The organism is Lamprocystis purpurea DSM 4197 (assembly GCF_000379525.1).
GTDB lineage: Bacteria > Pseudomonadota > Gammaproteobacteria > Chromatiales > Chromatiaceae > Thiodictyon > Thiodictyon purpureum.
The window spans coordinates 83973-106472 of the sequence record NZ_KB902509.1 but is presented as its reverse complement, the minus strand read 5'-3'; the positions used below and the strand labels follow the sequence as shown (position 1 = coordinate 106472).

Genomic DNA, 22500 nt, shown 5'->3' with positions numbered 1-22500 from the left:
AGCAGTAGACCACCAACGATCCGGACGGAGGAAATCAGTATGAACGTCGAACCCTATTTGTTCTTCGAGGGCCGTTGCGAGGAGGCGCTCGCGTTCTACGGCCAGACGCTCGGTGCCGAGGTGACGATGCTCCTGCGGTACGAGGAAAGCCCAGAACCCGAGATGTGCTCGCCCGGGACCGAGAAGAACGTGATGCACGCCAACTTTCGCATCGGCAGCGCCAGGCTGATGGCCTCCGATGGCGCCTGCACCGGGCCAGCCGCTTTCCAAGGTTTTTCACTCTCGCTCGCGTTCACCGACGCGGCCGAAGCAGAGCGGATATTCAACGCGTTGTCGGATGGCGGGCAGGTTCAGATGCCCCTGGCCAAGACCTTCTGGTCCCCCTGTTTCGGCATGGTCGCCGATCGGTTCGGCGTCTCCTGGATGGTCAGCGTCAACACCGACTGAAGGTGCGCCGCGGAAGGCGGGCGAGGCCGGACAGGAGGTGACTGAAATCGGCTAGACCCGCTCCGCCAACTCACGCAACCCTTGACCATGCGCAAGCCCCAAGCCGCGCACGGCGGCCCCGATGCGCATATCCGCGGCGACCTGATCCCAAAAGCGCACCGCCGCCCGGCAGGCGACCAGCCAATGGTCCCGATGGCCAGGCAACGGCAGCGGCGCTGTCCACTCGGGCACGGGGAGTTCCCCGCCCGGCAGCGGGGCATAACACATCGGCAACATGTCATAAACGGGCGCCGGATTCAGGCGCCCGCGCGACGGCCGGAAGCTGAGATTGCCCAGATGCATATCGGTATTGGCGATCAGCCGCCCGAACCACCACAGATGGTGGATGCGCTCGACATCCTCCGGCCCCAGCAGGTTCGCCGCCGCCAGGCCGTCGGCCAGGCGGGCCCAGTCCTGGGTGCCCATCCCGAGCAGTGCGGCATTGAGTGTCTCCAGACTGCACAGCGGGCTGCGCCCCCGGGGGCCGTGCCGGTCGAATCGTTCCACTTCGAGAAAGGTCCGACCGCCTTGGATCAGAATGCGGCTATAGGCGCTCTCGACCTGCGGCAGGGTACGCGCGCACTCCAAGGCCAAGTGCTCGCATACCAGCAGGTCCGACCAGCGCCGGACCGCCGGCGAATCATCCGCGCCGGAGAACTTGACCAGGACATGCGGCGTCGGGCGGCCCGCCAGCTCGCGCCGGGCCGGAAACTTGGGAAACTCGCCGGCCGCGCTCGATCCCGGGACCCCTGCGGCCACGGCCTGCGCAGCCAACTGCACATAGGCGGCCGCCGTCCCATGCTCGGACAAGGGCTCGGTCTCGAACAGACCCTCCTGTTGCCAGCGTTCGCAGGCGCCATCGCCCAGTATCAGGTTGCCGCTCATCTCCGACCCGATGCGGCTCAGTGCGAACAGGATGTCGTCATCGCTCCAATGGTTGGGGTTGTCGGGCACGGCCAACGCGCGATGCACCGCGCGCGCCAATTGACGGCCCAGGTAGCCCTGCGGGCGCATGTCGTACAACGGGTAGGGCAGCCCCTCCCACCAACCCGCGCGCGCCTCGTCGACCAACGGCCAGTCCGTCCCGTCCAGTGACATCCAACACCCCGCCGGGGCAACCGCTGTCAGACGGGCCACCCGCACCGCAAGTCCCGACCTATCGACGGCATAGAGCGGGTACTCACCTGGGTCCCCGCGCACGGCGCGCCGCAGGGCATAACGGGTCCGGCGCGCCTTACCCGCAACCAGAATCGGCTCGGCGCGTTCTTGCAGCAGCCGGTGCAGCGTGGGCACGCTGACACCCAGCGCCTGCGCCAGGTCCGCGGCCCTGACCGCCGCCTGGCGTCCGAGCACTCCGGCCAGGCGGTCACGGGCAAGTTGTTGCTTGTTGGTCACGGGAGCCTGGTGCGATGTCTGGTTCCTGGGGGGCATTGATCATAACCCCGGCCACCCCGGCATCAGCGCGGCGGACGACCCAGCGCGGCCTCAGGCGATTGACGGAAATCGCCTTATCGAGGACAAGGATCGGCACGCCACGGGACACCATGACGGCGATGGTAAGCCGCTTCCTACAGGTCGGCAAGGCGGTTTCCTACGCGTCCGAGCGATTGAACGTCACCGGATCGGAGCGTACTATCCCAGTCGATGGCACTGTATAGCCTTAGTACCTGATGTAGCGTTCGCACCTGATATCCAGACAGACCTTCGTGTAGGGGCGGGTTTGAAACCCGCCCCTACGTCCGGTTATCACGTCCGAAGGCTATATCCAGACAAACCCTTGGTGTAGGGGCGGGTTTGAAACCCGCTCCTACGTCCGGTTATCACGTCCGAATGCTATACCTGACCCCTATGAGCGACACGTCACAGTCGGCGCATCAGTTCAGCCATCAGGGGACGCACAACCGCGTCACTGCGGCTACACTTTAGCGGCATTACACACGGCAGGTGCGTCATGTTACGACTACCGCACCGGTAATGGGGTCATCTATACCGAACATGAGCACTATTGACATCGAGTCGTTGCTTGGAGCGGTCTCCGCGGCCCAACCCGCGGGGGAAGACCTGGAATACGATCCGGATTTTCGCGCCCTCACCGAGGCGGCGACCGGGACTCCCGAGCAGCAGATGGGCGGCACCCTGGTGCCGGCCGGCGAGCCGGACTGGCGGCAGGTCCTGGCCTTGGGTAAGGCCCTGATGCTGCGCTCAAAGAACCTGCGGGTTGCCGTACTGATCACCCGCGGCTTGCTTGAGAAGGACGGGTTGCCGGGGCTGAACGCCGGGCTTGAACTCATGCGGGGACTGGTCGACCGCTTCTGGGCGGATCTCTACCCTGCACTGGATGCCGGCGACAATAATGACCCGATGGAACGGATGAACGTGGTGGCGGATCTCGCCCACCCGGACACCCTGCTGTCCCAGCTACGCGCTGCGCCCCTGATTCGCTCACGCGTATTCGGCCCGATCGCCTGGCGGGACATTGAGGTAGCGGAGGGTCGCGTCAAGGCCCGTCCCAATACCAAACCGCTGGACCGGACCGCGATCGACGGCGCTTTTCAGGAATGTGACCTCGCCGAATTGGCCGCGGTGACCGCGGCCGCCGACGCCGCCCGTGCGACGTTGCGCGCTTTGAACCAGGATCTGGCCGCACAGGTCGACGCCTCGCAAACTCCCGATCTAACGCCGCTCGCCGGTCTGCTGACGCAGATCCATGCCGTTCTTCAAACCCATTTGGCACCTCGCCAGCCGGACGCGGAGGCGGCGGCACCGGCGCCGATCAATCCCGAGGATCCGACCGCCTCAGGCACAGCGGCACCGGCAGCGCGCGCCCCGGGGCAGATCGGCAACCGCGACGATGTCGTGCGCACACTCGACCTCATTTGCGACTACTATTCACGTTGCGAGCCGTCGAGTCCGGTGCCGTTGTTGCTCAAGCGGGCGCGGCGACTGGCGACCGGGAATTTCGTGGACATTTTACGTGATCTCGCTCCCGATGCTCTGCCGCAGATCGAGAAGGTATGCGGGATCGCCGATAAGCCATAACCAGCGCGACAAACCGGGTTGCCCGCGCGGTGACCACGCCCCTTTAGACGACCTTTAGAGGAGAAGCCCAGTGGCGAAAGAGAGCAGTCAAAAGTTCATCGCCCGCAATCGCGCTCCGCGGGTGCAGATCGAGTACGATGTCGAACTCTACGGAGCCGAGAAGAAGGTCCAACTCCCCTTTGTGATGGGCGTCCTGGCTGACCTGTCAGGCAAACCCGCGGAGGCCCTGCCGCCGGTTGCGGATCGCAAGATGCTCGAGATCGATGTCGACAACTTCGATGAGCGACTCAAGTCGATGAAGCCGCGCGTCGCCTTCCAGGTACCAAATACCCTGACCGGCGAGGGCAATCTCAACGTGGAGCTGACCTTCGAATCGATGGAGGACTTCGCCCCGGCAGCGGTGGCGCGCAAGGTCGATTCACTGAACAAACTCCTCCAGGCACGCGGTCAGTTATCCAATCTGCTGACCTATATGGACGGCAAGAGCGGCGCCGAAGAACTGATCGCCAAGGTGCTGAAAGATCCGACCTTGCTGCAGGCCCTGGCGGCCGCACCCAAACCGACCGATGCCGGCGACGCAGCATCCGCACCGCCGACGGCGGAGGGTTGACCCGATGGCTGAGACCGACACCCAAACCGCGGGCGGCGCGCAAGGCCAGACCGGCACCATCGAGGTCGACAGCTTCGCCTCGCTGCTCAATCAGGAATTCAAACCCCGCACCGACCGCGCCCGCGAAGCCGTCGAAGGCGCGGTCGCCACCCTCGCCTCCCAGGCGCTGGCTCAGACCACGCTCATTTCAGACGATGCGGTTCGCACCATTGAATCGATGATTGCGGCGATCGACCAGAAGCTCACCGAGCAGGTCAACCTGATTCTGCACCATGCCGATTTCCAGCGACTCGAGGGAAGCTGGCGCGGCCTGCACTATCTCATCAATAACACCGAAACGGACGAGATGTTGAAGATTCGGGTCATGAACATCTCCAAGCAGGAGGTGCACAAGACCCTGAAGAAATTCAAAGGCACCGCCTGGGATCAAAGCCCGCTCTTCAAGAAGCTCTATGAAGAGGAATATGGCCAGTTCGGCGGCGAGCCCTTCGGCTGTCTGGTCGGCGACTACTATTTCGACCAAAGCCCGCCCGATGTGGAACTGCTCGGGGAACTCGCCAAGGTCTCCGCGGCGATCCATGCCCCCTTCATCTCCGCCGCTTCGCCCACTGTCATGCAAATGGACAGTTGGCAGGAGTTGGCCAATCCGCGCGACCTGACCAAGATCTTCCAGACGCCGGACTACGCGGCCTGGCGCTCGTTGCGCGAATCCGACGATGCGCGCTACATCGGTTTGACCATGCCGCGCTTTTTGTCCCGCCTGCCCTACGGGGCCAAGACCAATCCGGTGGATGAATTCGACTTTGAGGAAGACACCGCGGGGGCACAGCACGGCAAGTATACTTGGGCAAATTCGGCCTACGCCATGGCGGTCAACATCAACCGCTCCTTCAAGCTATACGGTTGGTGCTCGCGCATCCGCGGCATCGAGTCCGGCGGTGCGGTGGAAGGGCTGCCCAGCCATACGTTCCCCACGGATGACGGCGGTGTCGATATGAAATGCCCGACCGAGATCGCCATCAGCGATCGACGCGAGGCCGAACTGGCGAAGAACGGTTTCATGCCGCTCGTGCACAAGAAAAACACCGACTTCGCCGCCTTCATCGGCGCGCAGTCCCTGCAGAAGCCCTTCGAGTACGACGACCCGGACGCCACCGCCAATGCCAACCTCGCGGCCCGTCTTCCCTATCTGTTCGCGACCTGCCGTTTTGCGCACTATCTCAAGTGCATCGTGCGGGACAAGGTCGGGTCCTTCAAGGAACGCGAGGACATGCAGCGGTGGCTCAACAGCTGGATCCTCAAATATGTGGATGGCGATCCGGCACATTCGAGCGAAAACACCAAGGCCAAATGTCCGCTGGCAGCGGCCGAGGTCGTGGTCGAAGAAGTGGAAGGAAACCCAGGTTACTACACGTCCAAGTTCTTCCTGCGCCCGCACTACCAGCTCGAAGGCCTGACCGTTTCGCTGCGGTTGGTCTCCAAGCTGCCGTCGGCGAAGGGCGGTTAGGCAAAATACCGTCATCGGCTCGGACGATGCGATGACGGCTCGGCGGTTGGTGGACCCGCGACATGCGGGTGCGCGGTTCGATCAAGCAACTGATAGAGGAGCGAACAGATGGCTGTCGACATGTTTCTCAAGCTCGAAGGCGTCAAGGGCGAGTCCCAAGACTCCAAGCACTCGGAAGAAATCGATGTTCTTGCCTGGTCCTGGGGCATGAGCCAGTCCGGCTCGATGCACGTTGGCGGCGGTGGTGGTGCCGGCAAGGTCTCGATTCAGGACCTGTCGATCACCAAATATATCGACAAGTCATCACCGGTTCTGATGATGTACTGTTCAAGCGGGAAACAGTTCAAAGAGGGCCTGCTGACCGTACGCAAGGCCGGCGGCGACAGCCCCGTGGAGTACCTGTTGATCAAGATGACCGAGGTGATCGTGACCTCCTACAGCACGGGCGGCTCGGGTGGTCAGGATCTGCTGACCGAGAACATCAGCCTCAACTTCGCCGAAGTCGATGTGGACTACACACCGCAGAAGCAGGACGGCACCGCGGAAGCCGCGATCAAGTACGGCTGGGACATCGCGAAGAACCTCAAGAAGTAGCCGCGGGGCACGGCCTGCCCCAGTGTACCGATCCGTGCCGCCGTTCGCGGGGTTCCGCGAACGCGCAGGGTCATGGGTTGGCCCCCGCACCTGCCTGGAGAGAACAGTATGCTAGCCGAAGACCGGTGGCGCGAGGGCGACCCGGACGCGTCCTTGCGTCAGCTTCAGGAGCAGGTGCGCAAAGAACCTGCAAACGCGCGCTATCGCGTCTTCCTCTTCCAACTCCTGGCGCTCACGGGACAGTGGGAGCGGGCGCTGAATCAGCTCAATGTCGCCGGCGAACTGGATGCCGCGAACCTGGCCATGGTCCAGACCTACCGTGAAGCCCTGCACTGTGAGGTGCTGCGCGGCGAAATTTTCGCCGGACGGCGCTCACCCCTGGTCTTCGGCCAACCGGATCCCTGGTTCGCGCTCCTCATCGAAGCCCAGCGCCTGGACGCGCAGGGCGCCGGCGAACAGGCAAGAGAGGTGCGTGAACGTGCCCTGGCGGACGCACCGGGCACACCGGGAGCGATCGACGGCGTACCCTTCGAGTGGATCATGGACGGCGACGCCCGTCTGGGACCGGTGCTGGAGGCCATCGTCAACGGACGCTATTACTGGATTCCTTTCCAACGGATCCACACGATCCGTGTCGAAAAACCGGAAGACCTGCGCGATCTGGTCTGGACCCCGGCCTACTTTACCTGGGCCAACGGCGGCGAATCCGTGGGTCTGATCCCGACGCGCTACCCCGGCTCGGAGGCCTCGCCGGACCCGGAGCTGCGCCTGGGCCGCAAGACCGCCTGGCTGGAACAACCCGGCGAGACCTATTTCGGTCAGGGACAACGCATGTTCTATACCGACGGTGGGGAGTATCCGCTGCTGGATGTGCGCACCATCGTCTTGACATCCGGCGCGGCGGATGCCGACGGCGTCGCGGACGCAGACAGCACCCTTGGCTGAGCTGTCGCACAAAGAACGGCTGCAACCCTCGCTGCTCGACCGGCTCACTGACCTCGAGCCCGAAAAGACACAGGAGTCGCGAGAGCAGCGCGTCTTCGGGCAGACCCGACTGCGCGAGGCGGTGTTGCGCGATCTGGGGTGGCTGCTCAACACCACGAATCTGGCGGCTGGGCAGACGCTCGACGCCTACCCCCAGGTCAGCAACTCGGTTCTCAACTTCGGCATGCCGGACCTGTCGGGCATGACCCTGTCGGGGACCGACGCCGGCGCACTCGAACGGACCCTGCGCCAGGCGATCATCGACTTCGAACCGCGCATCCTGCGCCATACGCTCAAAGTCCGCCTGGAGGTCAACGAGCAGCAGATGAGCCATAACGCCATGACCTTCCTCATCGAGGGCGATCTGTGGGCGCAGCCGGTACCGCTGCGGCTCTATCTCAAGACCGAGATCGACCTCGACATCGGTGACATTCGGGTCATCAGCGACGGCGGCTGAGGCGGGCACCATGGACCCACGTCTGCTCGAATTCTACAACCGCGAACTGCGCTTCATGCGCGAGATGGGCGGCGAGTTCGCCCGTGAATTCCCCAAGATCGCCGGGCGGCTCGGGCTCGAAAGCTTCGAGTGCGCCGACCCCTATGTCGAGCGGCTGCTGGAAGGTTTCGCCTTCCTCGCGGCACGGGTCCAACTCAAGATCGATGCCGAGTTTCCCACCTTCACCCAGCATCTGCTGGAAGTCATCTATCCGCATTATCTGGCCCCGACTCCGTCGATGACCGTGGTCGAGCTGCAACCCGACCTGGACGAAGGGTCACTTGCCGAGGGGTTCGACGTCCCGCGCGACACGGTGCTGCGCGGCAACCTCGGCAAAGGTGAGCAGACGCCGTGCGAGTACCGGACCGCCCACGCGGTGCGGCTCTGGCCGATGGAGATCACCGCGGCCGAGTATTTCAGCCACACCGGACCCGTCGCCCGCGCCGACCTCGCCGTGCTCAAGCGCAGCAAGGCCGGCATCCGGCTGCGCCTGCGCACCACCGGAAATCTGACCTTCTCCCAGTTGGCCCCCGGCCGACCGGAGCGGTTCAGACTGGTGTTGTTCCTGCAGGGGGCGGACCGCTTACCTTTCGAACTCTACGCTCAGCTTTTGGGCGACACGGTCGGGGTGCTGGTGCAGCCGACCGCCCGACCGGTGCCCTGGATCGAGACCCTCCCGGCCAGCGTGCTGAGCCCGCTGGGGTTCGCTGAGCACGAGGCACTGTTACCCAGTGCCCCGGCGTCATTCCAAGGGTATCGCCACCTCCACGAATATTTCGCTTTTCCACAGCGCTTTTTGAGCATCGCCATCGACGACTTGGGACCCGCCGTGGCGCGCCTCAACGCTCCGGAAATCGACCTGATCCTGCTTCTGAGCCAGCGCTCCCCGACTCTGGATGGTGTGTTGGACGCCACCAATTTCGCACTCCACTGCACCCCGGCGATCAACCTCTTTCCCAAGCGTTTCGATCGGATCCATATCAACGACCAGGGCCCCGACTACCACGTCGTTCCGGACCGCACCCGGCCGACGGATTTCGAGGTCTATCGGGTGGACAGTGTCACCGGATTGGGATCGAGTACGACCGTCGCACGGGAATTTCGGCCGTTTTATGCTCCAGCCGCACCGGGTCCGGGGGACGAACGACCGGCCTACTACAGTGTGCAGCGCGTCCCGCGTCGCCAATCCTCCACCCCGCAACACCAACGACCTCGCTCCAGCTATGTGGGCAGCGAGTTATTCGTGAACCTCACGGATGCGGCGGACGCCCCCTGGTCCCCCGAGTTGCGGCAGCTCGCGTTGACCGGGCTCTGTACCAATCGGGACTTGCCGCTGTACCTGCCGATCGGCTCGGCCAAGACCGACTTCAACATGGAATCCGGTGCACCGGTGCGGGCGGTGCGCGTCCGCGCCGGACCCACCCAGCCCCGGCCATCCCACGCCCACGCGGACACCGCCTGGCGGCTGATCGATCACTTGTCGCTGAATTATCTGTCGATCGCCGACTCGGACGGCGGCACGGGCGCGGCGGCCCTACGCGAACTGTTGTCGCTGTACGGCGCGATTGCCAGCGCCGAAGGACGCAAGCAGGTGGAGGGTATCCGCCGGGTCTCATCCCAGGGCATCGTCCGGCGCCTGCCGGGCGTGCGCCCGGTGACCTATGCGCGTGGGCTGGAGATCACCCTGGATTGCGATGAAGCCGCCTTTGAAGGCACCGGCGCCTTCCTGCTCGGGGCGGTGCTGGAGCGCTTCTTTGCCCGCTACTGCACCATCAACGGCTTCACCGAGACCGTCCTGCGTTCCGACCGCGGGGAGTTGATGCGATGGCCAGCGACCATCGGCCGCCGTCCACTTCTGTGAGCGAACCGGACCGCGGTCCGCCGACCGAACGGGCAACTGAAACAGCGTCCGCACCGGTCACCGCGCCCGACCCGGCGGCACGGGAGCACGCGCGTCAACGCGCCGAACTGCTGGCCGGCCTGGCCCAAGCGCCATGGAATCACGGGTTCTGTCACACCTTGCGGCGGCTCGACAGCCTCCAGCCGGATCGTCCGCGGATCGGCGCCTCGCCGCGCGCCGCCGATGACCCCGTGCGCCTCGGACAACAGCCGTCACTGCGCTTTGCCCCAGCCGAACTGGCCGCCCTGCACCAATCCGCGGCCGGGCTGCCGCCGCGCCTGCTGGTCTATTTCATGGGTCTGCTCGGACCCAACGGCCCGCTGCCCCTGCACCTCACCGAGTATGTGCGCGAGCGGCAACGCCACGCCGCCGATCCGACCCTAGCGCGGTTCCTCGACACATTCAATCACCGGATGCTCACCCTGCTCTACCGGGCCTGGGCCCAGGCCCAGCCGGCGGTCAGTTTCGACCGTCCGCACGAAGATCGCTTCGGTTTCTATCTGGGGACCCTGAGCGGGACCGGCCTGCCCGCCTGTCGCGACCGCGACGCCATGCCGGATCTGGCCAAGCGCCATTTCGCCGGTCATCTCTCCTGCCAGACGCGCCATGCCCAAGGGCTTCAGTCCATCCTGGGCGTCCTCCTGGGTCTACCGGTGCGCATCGATGAGTGGATCGGCCATTGGCTGACGCTGCCCGACAACTGCCGGCTGCGCTTGGGAGAGACGCCGGACAATGCCGCGTTGGGCCAGACCACGACACTGGGCGGGCGGGTCTGGGACCATCAATCCAAGTTTCGTGTCCGTGTCGGGCCGTTGCGGCTCCCCGCGTATCTGGACCTGCTGCCCGGCGGCACGGCCCTGGCACGCGTCAAGGCCGTGGTCCGCAACTATGCGGGCGACGCGCTCGAATGGGATCTCAACCCGGTCCTGGCGCAATCCGACATCCCGCGATTGGGACTCGGTGTCGGCAGCCGCCTGGGCTGGACCACCTGGCTCAGCAGCGGCGCACTCGGCCGCGACGGGGACGATCTCAAGCTCGATCCGCATGCCCAGCGCCCGTAGGGTCCGCTACGCGGACCGAGGGTCGCTGAGGACCGATGACCGCTGTTTAAGCCCAACGCTCCAGGAGCCAGCCCATGTCCGAGATCAACCGCGCGGCATTGTTCGGAAAGCTCAACCCGCTCGCCTATAAGGCGATCGAAAGCGCCACGGTCTTCTGCAAGATGCGCGGCAACCCCTATGTGGAACTGGTGCACTGGTTCAATCAGATTCTGCAAGGCCAGGACTCGGACCTGCACCGGATCATCCGCCGCTTCCAACTCGACCCGGCAGGCCTGGCGCGTGACTTCACCGAGTCGCTCGACCGTCTGCCGCGGGGCTCCCGCTCCATCTCGGATCTGTCCTCCGACGTGGAAGAAGCCGCCGAGCGCGCCTGGACCTACGCCACCCTGCTCTTCAACGAGTCACAGGTGCGTACCGGACACCTGATGGTGGGCATCCTCAAGACCAAAGGGCTGCGCAGCAGTTTGGTCGGCATCTCCCGTCAATTCGAAAAGGTGCAAGCGGACGCACTCACCGACAGCTTTGCCGAGATCTGCGCGGGCTCTCCGGAGGAGCGCATGGCCGCAAGCGACGGCTTTCACCTGGGCGGCGGTGCCGCTCCGGGTGAGGCGAGCGACGCCATGGCCCCGGCCCAGATGGGCAAACAGCAGGCACTCAAGCAGTTCTCGGTGGATCTCACCGAGCGCGCCCGCAAAGGAGAGTTGGACCCCATCGTGGGACGAGACGAGGAGATCCGCCAGCTCATCGACATCCTGATGCGCCGCCGCCAAAACAACCCCATCCTCACCGGCGAGGCCGGCGTCGGCAAGACCGCGGTGGTCGAAGGCTTTGCCCTGCGCATCGCCGCCGGGGACGTGCCACCACCGCTCAAAGAGGTGTCGCTGCGGACATTGGACGTCGGCCTGCTCCAGGCCGGCGCCGGCATGAAGGGCGAGTTCGAGAACCGGCTGCGCCAGGTGATCGAGGAGGTTCAGGCGTCGCCCAAGCCGATCATCCTCTTCATTGACGAGGCCCATACCCTGATCGGCGCCGGCGGCAGCGCCGGCACCGGCGACGCCGCCAATCTGCTTAAACCCGCGCTCGCCCGCGGAACGCTGCGCACCGTCGCCGCCACGACCTGGGCCGAGTACAAGAAATATATCGAGAAGGACCCGGCCCTCACCCGCCGCTTCCAGGTCGTCCAGGTCGACGAGCCGAGTGAGGAGAAAGCGATCCTCATGGTCCGGGGCATCGCCTCGACGCTTGAGAAACACCACCAGGTCCAGCTTCTGGACGAAGGTCTGGAGTCGGCGGTGCGACTCTCACACCGCTACATCCCGGCGCGCCAACTCCCGGACAAGGCGGTCAGCCTGCTCGATACCGCCTGCGCCAGGGTCGCCATCAGCCAGTCGTCCGAGCCCCCCGAAGTGGAAGACTGCCGACGCCGGATCGAAGGACTGACCACGGAACTGGACATCATCGGCCGCGAGGCGGCCGTCGGTGTCGCCACCGCCGAGCGTGCCCAGGCAGCAAACGAGAAGCTCGCCGTCGAACAAGAGCGTCTGGCCGGGCTCAAGGCACGCTGGGAGTCGGAGCAGGCCCTGGTCAACCAAATCCTGGAACTGCGTGCCCAATTGCGGGGCACCACGGCCCCGGTCGAAGGCACCGGCAGCGCCCTTGAACAAGCCGCCGGTTCGGCGACCGGCGCCGCCCCGGAGGCCGGGCCGCCGCTCACCGAGGCCGAGCGCGCCGCCGCACTGGAGAAGATGGCCGCACTCCAGGCTGAACTTGCCGCGCTGCAAGGCGAGCGCCCCCTGATCCTGCCCAGCGTCGACGCCCAGGCGGTCGCCTCGGTGGTCGCCGACTGGACCGGCATCCCGGTGGGCCGCATGGTCAAGGACGAGGTGAAAGCCGTGCTAAACCTCGCCGAGACACTCAACAAGCGGGTCATCGGCCAACGCCACGCACTGGACATGATTGCCGCGCGCATCCAGACCTCCCGCGCCCGGCTCGACAACCCCAACAAGCCGATCGGCGTTTTCATGCTCGCCGGCCCCTCCGGCGTCGGCAAGACCGAGACCGGACTCGCACTCGCCGAGGCACTCTATGGCGGCGAGCAGAACATCATTACCATCAATATGAGCGAGTTCCAGGAGGCGCATTCGGTCTCCACCCTCAAGGGCGCACCCCCCGGCTATGTCGGCTATGGCGAAGGCGGCATCCTCACCGAGGCCGTCCGCCGCAAACCCTATAGCGTGGTCCTGCTGGACGAGGTGGAGAAGGCCCACCCCGACGTGCATGAGATCTTCTTCCAGGTCTTCGACAAGGGCTGGATGGAAGACGCCGAGGGCCGTTATATCGACTTCCACAACACCGTCATCCTGCTCACCAGCAACGCCGGCACGGATTTGATCATGAGCATGTGCAAGGACCCGGACCTGATGCCCGATGTCGAAGGGCTGGCCCAAGCCCTGCGCACCCCGCTGCTCAAGACCTTCCCCCCGGCGCTCCTGGGCCGCATCGTCACCATTCCCTATTACCCGCTGAGTGATGAGATGCTGGGGACTATCATCCGGCTCCAGCTCGACCGCATCGTGCGACGGATCGCCGACAATCATCGCGCCGTGCTGAGCTATAATGAGGCGGCGGTGGATCTGATTGCCAAGCGCTGCGCCGAGGTGGAAAGCGGGGCGCGGGTGGTGGATGCCATTCTCACCAATACGGTGCTGCCGGCAATCAGCCGGGAGATCCTGAATCGGACCATGGAGGGAAAGGCGATTTTGCGGATTGCGATCGGGGTAGCGGACTCGGGGTTCACCTACGATTTCGACGGTTGAAGCGCACCTACGCATTCGCTGCCATGCGTGCCGGCGCGGACCGGGCGGGCATCGCGGAAGCTTGGAATGAGCGGGCCATCGACTGCTCGGAGCGCAAGGCGGTCCAGTCCGCCGAAAGGCTCATCGCTCGGCGATGCGAGAACTGCCCCTCACACGTGCGCTGGTGAAGGCACTGCGCAACTCTTGATCACAAATTGGTTTATCGATATCTGATGATGCGGGCCGGTCAACAAATTGAAGAATCCGCCGGTGTCGATCCGACCGGCCTCATCGAGGACACATTGCTGCGTCGCGGCGCGCTGGTTAGGATGCATGGGGGCTGGCTCGCAGGGGTGATGGGTTGGGTGTCGCAACCTTCAGCCTACCATTCGTACGGGTTCGCCCCTATTATTTTCAGTCTGTTAGAATAAATTGGCGCCATTCGTTTCGGAGCCTACCTTGCAAACATGCGGGCATCGTCTAGACTCAAGGGCGTTATCTTATTGGCGGTAGGTAACCGGTGCCGGGCGGATGCTGCTTCGGCGAGACTTCAGGGTCTTGAATCTTTGCTCGGCGTGTCGGGGGTGAAGAGGTTTAGAAAAAGTATGGAAAAGAGCAGACAATAGGCTCTGACTCCTTTCCTCTTTACTGGACCCCTCTCCTGGTGACCCCTCCTGACCGACCCTTTTTTCAGGAAAAGAGAGGTTATCGTGCGATGGCAAATGCTTTCGGAAGAATTCTGAATGTTGCTGGTGCCGTGACTCCAAGAGGCGGGCCGGTCCCGATCAATCTGCCAGGCTATCCCGCCGTTTATCCATCGATCGCGCCAGAGAGTATTCAAAACGGCGTGGAATACTTCATGTTTCAAACCGGGATAATCTACACTCCCCCGACGGTTCCTCTATTTACTCGACTTGCCGCCGGGGGCTGCGTTCCCATTTGTGCGTGCGAAATCAACGCGGCCGGGCAGGTGCTTTGGACATATCTGATGCACGGGCATGGTGGCAACAATCCCTTAAATGTAGCCGGGGTGGCGGGTAATGTCGCCAATGTGTTTATCTGCATGAGTGTGTATTCCGGTGCGTCGAGTTTTTGGGCGGCGCAAAACATGCAGGGCACTTTTTTTAGCGCGTTGGATCCATTCCGCCTTGGGCATTGGGCACCTGTTCCAAGGACGCTTCGGACGTTAGCTCGGTTCCGACCGGAACGATGATCGATGTCCCGTGAGTCCCTGATCTTAGTTTCGGCGGGTCCGTGGCTGACCTTTATCCGCCGCTCGCCGATACCCTATGGTGCAAACACAAACTCGAGGCCTGGCTCCGATGGAACCGACCGCGGCTCAGCCGACAATAGAACCGATCCAAGAACTGAGCGTGGGCGAAGCGCTGGGGCTGGCCAGCGCGCTGCATGAGGCCGGCGAACTCGGGCCTGCCGCCACGATCTACGGGCGCGTCCTCGAATTGGTGCCCGAGCATCCGGACGCGCTCCATTTTCTGGGGATGGTCGCCCATGCCCAGGGACGCACCGACGAGGCGCTGCGACTCATGAGCCGTTCCGTCGAGTTGGTCCCCAACCATGCGGTCTTTCACAACAATCTCGGTAACCTGATGCTCGAAAACGAGCGCTTCGCGGATGCGGACCGCGAGTATCGCGCCGCGCTCGCGCTGGATCGGGACAGGCCCGACACGCTCCATAATTACGCGGTGCTGTTGAAGGCGCTCGGCCTCTATGCGCAGGCCGAGCGATGCCTGCTGCGGGCCATCCAGATCGCACCGGACTTCACCGACGCCTGCATCACGCTCTCCAGCGTCTATGCCCAGACCGGGCGGAGCGAGGAAGCCCTGGAGCACAGCGATAAGGTGCTCAAGCGCCGGCCGCAGGACGCCCGTTCACGCGGGATCCAGAGCCTGGCCTATATCCGGCTCGGGCTTCTCGACAAGGCTGCCGGGGTCTTCCGCGACTGGCTCGCGATCGAACCCGACAACCCCGAGCCGGCGCACCTCCTGGCAGCCTGCACCGGTGTCGGGGTCCCGGTGCGCGCATCCGATGCCTATGTGCAAACCGTCTTCGACACCTTTTCCAAGAGCTTCGATTCGCGCTTGGCGTCGCTCGAATACGCTGCCCCGACCCAGGCGGGCGAGATGGTCGCCGCCTGCATCGGCGCCGCGGCCGCAGACCTGGCGGTGCTCGACGCCGGCTGCGGGACCGGTCTGTGCGCGGCCCTCCTGCGGCCCTACGCGGCCACGCTGGAGGGCGTGGATCTCTCCTCCGGGATGCTGGGCCAGGCCCGTCGGCGCAGTCTCTACGACGCGCTACACCAGGCCGAACTGACCGCCTTTATGGAGGAGCACCCGAATTGCTATGATCTGGTCGTATCCACGGATGCCCTGATCTATTTCGGCGCAATCGACGATGCGTTGCGCGCCGCGGCCCGCACACTGCGCCCCGCGGGTCACCTGTGCTTCACGCTCGAGGCGCTCGCAGAGAACGCGACGACCGATTACCAGTTGTGCCATCACGGACGCTATGCCCATTCCGAGGGATATGTAATGACCGCACTCGGGGCGGCGGGTCTGTCGCTCATCAAGATCGAGCAGAAGTCACCGCGCCGCGAGGGCGGCGAGCCGGTCGCCGGCTGGCTGGTCCTGGCCCGGAAGCCCGTCTAGCGAGCAAGATAAGGAAGGGATGGAGTCAGGTCTGGAAGCAGGAAGCGACAAAATCTCCGTCAGCGAGAATCATTTGGTCAGCGTAATCTTCCACCGTCGCCCCAGCAATCACCACCAGCGCCCCCGCGCGTACAGCATCAGCCCCAGTGAACAGCCGACGATACCGGCAATTTGATTGATGCTCAGGACCTCGCCGAGCAGTACCCAGGCGAGTATGGCGGTAGTCACCGGCACAAAGGACATAAACAATGAGACGGTTATCGTACCGAGATGGTTGATGGCGTAGGCTACACACATCAACGCGAAGATATTGACGATCACTCCCTGGTACAGCGCCTGGATGGCGATATCCGCCGGCGCTGCCTGGGTCAGCGCCGTGGGAAACAAGGCCATTAGCGGCAAAAACAGCAGGACATTGACCACCGGCACCGTGACCAGCACGTCCCGCCAGCCGAAGCCCCATTGTCGTATACCGGTCATATGCCCCGTATAGAATAGCGCCGCCGCCAGCAGATACAGAATTCCGAGCGCATGCGCGGCGGAAAAGGTAGCGCCGCCGGCCATCATCAGATTGGCGGCAAAGATGATGCCGATCGCCAGATAGCGGATCGGCGAGAGCGTCTGGTGAAAGAGGAGCCATGCCACCAGCGCGCCGAAAACCGGGAGCAGCCCGTTGACCAGAACCCCGGCATGGGCCGCGCCGATGACCTTGAGTCCATAGAAAGAAAACAGTGTGTAGGGGAACCCGACGCCCAGTCCGACGACCAGATACTGACCAATCGAAAACCGCCGCCACGCGTGCCGCAAAACCAGCGGCAAGACCCCGATCAGCGCCGTCACATAGCGCAGCAGGGTGATGTCGGCGGGTTGCAGCTCAGTCTGCACCCCGTAACGGGAGATGGTGATCCACCCGGACCAGACACAGACCACCGCCAGGGCGGCAAGATAGGCGGGGAGATGTTTCATGGGGACGAGGGCCTGCGCCGATGTGCGGGACAAGTCGTGCAATCGGATGCACGGGAATGGTGACTTTTACCGCTGAGGCGAACATGCCCTCGCGCAAGGATTCGAAACAGCGCGACCAATTCTCCATGAGCAATTTCCGCATTGAGGGTGCAGGCCCCGCGATCAAGACTCCGGCAACCACTCCTCATCCAGGATTTGCTCAAGGCGATAGGGACATAGCACCGGAAAAAGATGCTGCTCCAGATCCGTTTCAATCACCGTATCGCGCACCGCTTTACCATAGACCTTGACGAGCGAATCAGCATTGAGTAAGGTCTTCAAACTCGGCGACTGTTCCAACAAACGCTCGATGGCCGTGCGTTGGTGATTGATGGTCAATCGCCAGCTCTTGCTGCGGCGCTCAGGCTGATACTGGTGCTTGAGCAGGTGCAAGAGCAACACTTGCAAGCGGTTCAGCAACTCGCGACGTTCACTCGCACTCATGCCTTCCAATTCCTCGGCAATGTGCTCGGCATCCAGTTGAGTCAGCTTGCCTTCACGCAGCAGCCGGGCGCTGTGCAGCGCCCACGCGTGGAAATCTGTTTCATAGCGTGCCGTCGCTGTCATGCCTGCCTCCAAACAGCTTTTCACTTACGATTACGACAACGATTGAGCGTGGCTTGTTCTTGACGCGTTGCTATAGCCTTCGTACCTGATATCCAGACGGACCCTTGGTCTAGGGGCGGGTTTGAAACCCGCCCCTACGTCCGGTTATCACATCCGAATACTATAAGACCGCATCCTCACCCGCTCGCTAGTCTTCCAAGGTCTTTGCCGCCACCTCATAGACATCTTTCGACAGCGCATCGACCGCGAGGATACGCGCGATCTCGGCGCGCATCAGGGCCTGACGAGCCGGGTCATAGCGCCGCCAGCGACTCATCGATTTCAGCAGTCGCGAGGCGATCTGCGGATTCAGCGGATCCAATTCGAGGATACGGTCAGCGAGAAAACGGTAACCTGCCCCATCAGCGGCGTGGAAGCGCACCGGATTGGCGGTACAGAAGGCGCCGATGAGACTGCGCACCCGGTTGGGATTGCGCATCGAGAAATCAGCGTGCGTCATCAACCCCACCACGCGCTCCAGAACATCCGCGCGGCTGCTGGTCGCCTGGATACTGAACCATTTGTCGATGACCAGTGGCTGCGCGGACCAGCGATCGTAGAAAGCGGCCAGCGCCTCCTCTCCCGCGGCACCGCCGTGGTCGACCAGCAGCCGCAGCGCGGCCATCACATCCGTCATGTTATGGGCGGCGGCGAATTGGTCGCGGCACAGTGTCACGGCGTTTGGCGCATCGGCCGCCATCAGATAGGAGAGTGTCAGATTTTTCAGAGCACGCCGACCGATGGCCGCCGGCGTGAAGGCATAGGGTCCGGACTCCGCCTGGGCGGTGTAAACAGACAGCAGGTCCGCAGCGAGTTCTTCTCCGATGCGACGGCGCAACGACTCGCCGGCCCGGTGGATACCGTCGACGTCCACGACCGCCATCTGATCCGCCAGATAGGACTCCCCAGGCAGAGTCAACACTTCGGCACGCAGTGCCGGCTCGCCCCGGGCGTCCAGCAAGGTGTCACGAAATGCCGCAAAGAAGGCCGTCGGTACCGACTTACGCGGGCTCGCCACCAAGCCGAGCAGAATGCGCTGCATCAGGCTCTGGGCGGCATCCCAACGGGCGAAACCGTCGGTGTCATGCGCCATGAGGAACTGCAAGTCGTCGTCGGTGAAGTCACACTGCAGCTTGACCGGGGCGGAGAAACCACGCAACAAGGAGGGGACCGGGCGTTCTTGGAGTCCGACGAAACGGAACCGCTCCAGTGCGGCGCGGACTTCCAGTATCCGGGTACCGCGCGTGGCGACGGCTTCGTCCTCGCCATCGAGACGCAATGGCAAAGCCTCACCGTCGCGACCCAGCAGTCCGACCGCGAGCGGCAGGTGCAGCGGCCCCTTTTGAGGTTGACCCGGTGTGGCCGGGGTGTGTTGACGCACGGTCAGCGTATAGCTGCCGTCCGCCGCGGCATACTCCCCTTTCACCCGCAATTGGGGCGTTCCCGCCTGCGCGTACCACCGCCGGAATTGCGTGAGATCCCGACCGCTCGCGTCTTCCATGCAGGTCACGAAGTCATCCGTGGTCACCGCCTGACCGTCATGCCGCTCGAAGTAAAGATCAGTCGCCCGCCGAAAGACCTCGGGGCCAAGCAGCGTCGCTTGCATCCGCACGACCTCGGCGCCCTTCTCATACACCGTCGAGGTGTAGAAATTGTTGATCTCGATATAGGACGTCGGTCGTACCGGGTGGGCCATCGGACCCCCGTCCTCGGCAAACTGCGCCGCACGCAGGGTGCGGACGTCACTGATGCGCGTGACTCCCCGCGAGCCCATATCGGCCGAAAACTCCTGATCGCGGAAGACGGTGAAGCCCTCTTTGAGACTCAATTGAAACCAATCGCGGCAGGTAATCCGATTTCCCGTCCAGTTATGGAAATACTCGTGGGCAATGACCCCCTCGACACCCAGGAAATCCTGATCGGTCGCGGTCTCCGGGCGCGCCAGGACAAACTTGTCATTGAAGACATTGAGCCCTTTATTCTCCATGGCCCCCATGTTGAAATGACTGACCGCCACGATCATGAACAGATCGAGGTCATACTCACGGCCGTAGCGCTCCTCGTCCCAGCGCATCGCCTTCTTGAGCGAACGCATGGCGTGATCGCACTTGTCCAGATTCTGGGGCTCGACATAAATGCGCAGACCGACCGACCGGCCGGACGCGGTAGTGAAGGTCTCCTCGACCACGCCCAGTTCACCGGCGATGAGCGCAAACAGATAACTCGGTTTCGGAAACGGGTCCTCCCACCGGACCCGATGCCGGCCGCCCTCGAGATCACGCGCCTCGAGCGGATTCCCGTTGGACAGAAGCACCGGAAAACGAACACGGTTCGCGTCGATGGTCACGGTATAGCGCGCCATCACGTCCGGCCGATCGAGAAAATAGGTGATGCGCCGGAAGCCCTCCGCCTCGCACTGGGTACACAACATCTCGCCGGACTGGTAAAGTCCCTCCAGCGCGGTATTCCGGGCCGGATGGATATGCACCCGGGTCAGCAGGCGGAAGCGATCCGGCACCCGCAGCACGGTCAGGGACTCGGTGTCCACCCGATATTCCGCCGGAGTCAGGAGATGCCCGTCGATGGCCACCTGATCCAGCGCCAACTGCTCACCCTGCAGGGTCAGGCTGCCGTCGCCGCGGGTCGCCGCCGGGTTGCGGCGGATCGTCAGCTCAGCCGCAACCCGCGTGAGATCCAGGTCCAGGTCGAAGTGCAGGTCCACCTGGTCGATCAGAAACTCCGGCGGGCGATAATCTTCCAGGCGGGTCGGGTGGGGGGCGTCTCGATACATGCTGCACTCGTATGGTCCTTGGCAGAGACAGTCTGCCTTGGGACAATTGTATTCCGGGCGCGGCAACCAGATTTCAAGATTCAGGACAAAATGCCGGCGCGGGCCGCTCAACATGCAACCACGAACCATCAACCAAGAAGCAACGACAGGGAGCGCTTCGATGCCCCAGATCGTGATGTATGCCAAGGCGCTATGCAGCTACTGCACCCGCGCCCGGAAACTGCTGCATGCCAAAGGGGTCGAGTTCGCCGAAATTCGGGTCGACCGTGACCGCGACCAGTTGCGGATCATGATCGAGCGTAGCCGCCGCCGCACGGTTCCCCAGGTCTTCATCGATGACCGGCACGTGGGGGGCTATGACGATCTGGTCCGGCTGGATGCGCGGGGCGAACTGGATCAGCTGCTCGGACGATGAACAGCGCCGCGCCACCCGACGAGGTCCGCCTGGACAAGTGGCTCTGGGCCGCGCGCTTCTTCAAGACGCGCCGCCTGGCGGTGGAGGCCATCACCGGCGGCAAAATCCAGGTCAACGGCCAACGCGCCAAGCCCGGACACGGCATCCGTGCCGGCACCCGGCTCTCCATCCACAAAGACACCTTTGCCTGGGACCTCGAGGTGCTGGCGGTCAGCAATCAACGCCGCCCCGCCGGCGAGGCCGCGCTGCTGTACCGAGAGGACGAGTCCAGCGTGCTGCGGCGCCAGGACCTGCTGCGCCGGCGGCGCGAGGCGGGACCTGTCGATACCACGGGCGAGCGGCCCACCAAGCGCGATCGGCGCCAGATCCAGCGCTTCACCAGCGCGGACTAGCGGAAGCCGGAACCGCCATGGACAATGACGCCTTCCGCGACACCTACCGAGCGGTCAACACCAGGGCCTGTGTGTTCGAAAAAACCATCCTCACCAACAATGGCGCCTGTTCGCTGGCACAAAAGTTCTGCATCGCCGAGCGCGAGGGCGTCCGCTGCGGGGCGGACGCGGCCCTGGCCGATTGCAGCGAACTCCTGACCACCCTGCGGCGCCAGGCGCGCTTCACCCTCAAGACCATCGCCGCGGACGCGACGCCCGGCGCCGATGCCTTGCCTCACGCCAAGGCCATGCGCATCCAGGTCGGCGGCCTGCGCGGACTCCAGGCGGCGCTGACGCCGGACCAACCCGTCCCCGTGCGCATCGCCGATATCCGCGACACCGTCCGCACCGCGCTGGCCCGTTTCGGTGGGCTGGACGCCCTGCCCTTTCAGGACATCATCAAACAGATCGCCGCCTACCAGGGCCGCCGGCGAGGACTAAAGACGCGCAAGTGATGCGCTAAGGCGATTTCCGAAGCACTTCGTACCACACCGGTTCGACCTTACGGCGACCGGGGCGACGAGACCGGAGGCCGACGCTTTCACGAACCCCTTGGCGAAATCCACCGGGTCAGGCGGTAACCCGCACCCCTCTATCGGCTCCACCTATCACTCTGGTAAGAACAATCCATTTTTGTTATTATCGAGAATCATTATCATCTCGGTCATCGCCAACAGCGCACGGGTAGCCCGCCATGACCAAGACCTTGTCCTTCGCCTTCATGCACTTCAGCGTGGCCTTCAGTGTCGCCTACGCCCTGACCGGAGACATCGTCGTGGGCGGCACCTTGGCACTCGTGGAACCGGCCGTCAACACGGTCGCGTATCACTTCCATGAAAAAATCTGGGCACGGTGGCGCGCCCGCCGCGACGCTGCCCCAAGCACGCTTGGGTTCGCTGCCTGAGATCTGGAGCAGCGTGCGGATGGCCGACGCAACGCCCGGGATGGGTGGCATGCGGATCTCCGCACCTTTCAACGCCATCATGTGAAAAGAACTGGTGGAGTTGCCGGGCCGGTTGGCGGGCCTCCGCGGACGGTGGGTTGGCCTTTCAGAGTATAGACCGCGTGCTGTTCTACGTGCGATGGCGTACAGACCGGCAGGGACAGCCGCGCG

At 63.8% G+C, this 22500-nt stretch carries 20 protein-coding genes; 16 read left to right on the top strand and 4 right to left on the bottom strand.

Translation table 11 applies throughout. The features are described from left to right. The first annotated feature begins 39 nt into the window (after positions 1–39). A complete protein-coding gene (locus A39O_RS0118720) occupies positions 40–447 on the top strand; it encodes a VOC family protein (RefSeq protein ID WP_020506197.1) in 408 nt (135 codons plus the stop codon). Between the two features lie 51 nt (positions 448–498). On the opposite strand, the gene yjjJ is transcribed toward A39O_RS0118720, so the two are convergent. Further along, positions 499–1881, bottom strand: a complete 1383-nt coding sequence (yjjJ, locus tag A39O_RS0118715) for a type II toxin-antitoxin system HipA family toxin YjjJ (protein ID WP_020506196.1) — start codon at positions 1879–1881, stop codon at positions 499–501. Between the two features lie 600 nt (positions 1882–2481). On the opposite strand from yjjJ, the gene tssA reads away from it, so the two are divergent. From tssA to A39O_RS0118655, 11 genes are all read left to right on the top strand, one after another. Further along, complete coding sequence (gene tssA, locus A39O_RS0118710) at positions 2482–3525, top strand: type VI secretion system protein TssA (RefSeq protein ID WP_020506195.1); 1044 nt, start codon at positions 2482–2484, stop codon at positions 3523–3525. Between the two features lie 70 nt (positions 3526–3595). Further along, positions 3596–4135 (top strand): type VI secretion system contractile sheath small subunit, encoded by a 540-nt coding sequence (tssB, locus tag A39O_RS0118705; RefSeq protein ID WP_020506194.1) that lies wholly within the window; start codon positions 3596–3598, stop codon positions 4133–4135. 4 nt (positions 4136–4139) lie between these two features. Then, positions 4140–5642, top strand: coding sequence for a type VI secretion system contractile sheath large subunit (gene tssC / locus A39O_RS0118700; protein ID WP_020506193.1), 1503 nt, complete (start codon positions 4140–4142; stop codon positions 5640–5642). 108 nt (positions 5643–5750) lie between these two features. Continuing rightward, positions 5751–6236 carry an Hcp family type VI secretion system effector gene (locus tag A39O_RS0118695; protein ID WP_020506192.1) on the top strand — a complete coding sequence of 162 codons (486 nt, stop codon included), beginning with the start codon at positions 5751–5753 and terminating at the stop codon, positions 6234–6236. Between the two features lie 108 nt (positions 6237–6344). Beyond that, on the top strand, positions 6345–7181 hold the full coding sequence (locus A39O_RS0118690) for a type VI secretion system accessory protein TagJ (protein ID WP_020506191.1): 837 nt from the start codon (positions 6345–6347) through the stop codon (positions 7179–7181). Beyond that, on the top strand, positions 7174–7677 hold the full coding sequence (gene tssE, locus A39O_RS0118685) for a type VI secretion system baseplate subunit TssE (protein WP_026199525.1): 504 nt from the start codon (positions 7174–7176) through the stop codon (positions 7675–7677). Before A39O_RS0118690 ends, tssE begins: the two co-directional genes overlap by 8 nt. Positions 7678–7687: 10 nt before the next feature. After that, positions 7688–9577 carry a type VI secretion system baseplate subunit TssF gene (tssF, locus tag A39O_RS0118680; RefSeq protein WP_020506189.1) on the top strand — a complete coding sequence of 630 codons (1890 nt, stop codon included), beginning with the start codon at positions 7688–7690 and terminating at the stop codon, positions 9575–9577. After that, on the top strand, positions 9541–10677 hold the full coding sequence (gene tssG, locus A39O_RS0118675) for a type VI secretion system baseplate subunit TssG (RefSeq protein ID WP_157640254.1): 1137 nt from the start codon (positions 9541–9543) through the stop codon (positions 10675–10677). The genes tssF and tssG overlap by 37 nt, the downstream gene beginning before the upstream one ends. A 74-nt stretch (positions 10678–10751) precedes the next feature. Beyond that, positions 10752–13493, top strand: a complete 2742-nt coding sequence (tssH, locus tag A39O_RS0118670; protein WP_020506187.1) for a type VI secretion system ATPase TssH — start codon at positions 10752–10754, stop codon at positions 13491–13493. Between the two features lie 643 nt (positions 13494–14136). After that, a complete protein-coding gene (locus A39O_RS40965; protein WP_157640253.1) occupies positions 14137–14685 on the top strand; it encodes a hypothetical protein in 549 nt (182 codons plus the stop codon). A gap of 109 nt (positions 14686–14794) precedes the next feature. Continuing rightward, positions 14795–16138: a tetratricopeptide repeat protein gene (locus A39O_RS0118655; protein WP_051088851.1), complete on the top strand. Its 1344-nt coding sequence runs from the start codon at positions 14795–14797 to the stop codon at positions 16136–16138. Positions 16139–16246: 108 nt separating this feature from the next. On the opposite strand, the gene A39O_RS0118650 is transcribed toward A39O_RS0118655, so the two are convergent. The 3 genes from A39O_RS0118650 to pepN form a co-directional block, all read right to left on the bottom strand. Continuing rightward, positions 16247–17104, bottom strand: coding sequence for a DMT family transporter (locus A39O_RS0118650; RefSeq protein WP_020506183.1), 858 nt, complete (start codon positions 17102–17104; stop codon positions 16247–16249). A gap of 162 nt (positions 17105–17266) precedes the next feature. After that, on the bottom strand, positions 17267–17710 hold the full coding sequence (locus A39O_RS0118645) for a DUF29 domain-containing protein (protein WP_020506182.1): 444 nt from the start codon (positions 17708–17710) through the stop codon (positions 17267–17269). Positions 17711–17897: 187 nt separating this feature from the next. Then, positions 17898–20540, bottom strand: coding sequence for an aminopeptidase N (gene pepN / locus A39O_RS0118640; RefSeq protein WP_020506181.1), 2643 nt, complete (start codon positions 20538–20540; stop codon positions 17898–17900). A 160-nt stretch (positions 20541–20700) separates the two neighbouring features. Between pepN and grxC the strand changes: the two genes are divergently transcribed. The 4 genes from grxC (at position 20701) to A39O_RS0118620 (ending at position 22290) form a co-directional block, all read left to right on the top strand. Next, positions 20701–20955 (top strand): glutaredoxin 3, encoded by a 255-nt coding sequence (gene grxC, locus A39O_RS0118635; protein WP_020506180.1) that lies wholly within the window; start codon positions 20701–20703, stop codon positions 20953–20955. Further along, positions 20952–21347, top strand: coding sequence for an RNA-binding S4 domain-containing protein (locus A39O_RS0118630; RefSeq protein ID WP_020506179.1), 396 nt, complete (start codon positions 20952–20954; stop codon positions 21345–21347). The genes grxC and A39O_RS0118630 overlap by 4 nt, the downstream gene beginning before the upstream one ends. Positions 21348–21364: 17 nt before the next feature. Next, a complete protein-coding gene (locus A39O_RS0118625; RefSeq protein WP_020506178.1) occupies positions 21365–21841 on the top strand; it encodes a hypothetical protein in 477 nt (158 codons plus the stop codon). A gap of 239 nt (positions 21842–22080) precedes the next feature. Continuing rightward, a complete protein-coding gene (locus A39O_RS0118620) occupies positions 22081–22290 on the top strand; it encodes a DUF2061 domain-containing protein (protein ID WP_020506177.1) in 210 nt (69 codons plus the stop codon). Positions 22291–22500 lie beyond the last annotated feature (210 nt).

What these genes read in the sequence shown, in the direction of transcription:
- A39O_RS0118650 (WP_020506183.1), bottom strand. Translation starts at nt 17,104, where the DNA reads ATGAAACATCTCCCCGCCTATCTTGCCGCCCTGGCGGTGGTCTGTGTC.
- tssF (WP_020506189.1), top strand. Translation starts at nt 7,688, where the DNA reads ATGGACCCACGTCTGCTCGAATTCTACAACCGCGAACTGCGCTTCATG.
- A39O_RS0118720 (WP_020506197.1), top strand. Translation starts at nt 40, where the DNA reads ATGAACGTCGAACCCTATTTGTTCTTCGAGGGCCGTTGCGAGGAGGCG.
- A39O_RS0118625 (WP_020506178.1), top strand. Translation starts at nt 21,365, where the DNA reads ATGGACAATGACGCCTTCCGCGACACCTACCGAGCGGTCAACACCAGG.
- A39O_RS0118690 (WP_020506191.1), top strand. Translation starts at nt 6,345, where the DNA reads ATGCTAGCCGAAGACCGGTGGCGCGAGGGCGACCCGGACGCGTCCTTG.
- A39O_RS0118630 (WP_020506179.1), top strand. Translation starts at nt 20,952, where the DNA reads ATGAACAGCGCCGCGCCACCCGACGAGGTCCGCCTGGACAAGTGGCTC.
- A39O_RS0118645 (WP_020506182.1), bottom strand. Translation starts at nt 17,710, where the DNA reads ATGACAGCGACGGCACGCTATGAAACAGATTTCCACGCGTGGGCGCTG.
- A39O_RS0118695 (WP_020506192.1), top strand. Translation starts at nt 5,751, where the DNA reads ATGGCTGTCGACATGTTTCTCAAGCTCGAAGGCGTCAAGGGCGAGTCC.
- A39O_RS0118620 (WP_020506177.1), top strand. Translation starts at nt 22,081, where the DNA reads ATGACCAAGACCTTGTCCTTCGCCTTCATGCACTTCAGCGTGGCCTTC.
- tssA (WP_020506195.1), top strand. Translation starts at nt 2,482, where the DNA reads ATGAGCACTATTGACATCGAGTCGTTGCTTGGAGCGGTCTCCGCGGCC.
- tssG (WP_157640254.1), top strand. Translation starts at nt 9,541, where the DNA reads ATGGCCAGCGACCATCGGCCGCCGTCCACTTCTGTGAGCGAACCGGAC.
- tssH (WP_020506187.1), top strand. Translation starts at nt 10,752, where the DNA reads ATGTCCGAGATCAACCGCGCGGCATTGTTCGGAAAGCTCAACCCGCTC.
- grxC (WP_020506180.1), top strand. Translation starts at nt 20,701, where the DNA reads ATGCCCCAGATCGTGATGTATGCCAAGGCGCTATGCAGCTACTGCACC.
- tssC (WP_020506193.1), top strand. Translation starts at nt 4,140, where the DNA reads ATGGCTGAGACCGACACCCAAACCGCGGGCGGCGCGCAAGGCCAGACC.
- A39O_RS0118655 (WP_051088851.1), top strand. Translation starts at nt 14,795, where the DNA reads ATGGAACCGACCGCGGCTCAGCCGACAATAGAACCGATCCAAGAACTG.
- pepN (WP_020506181.1), bottom strand. Translation starts at nt 20,540, where the DNA reads ATGTATCGAGACGCCCCCCACCCGACCCGCCTGGAAGATTATCGCCCG.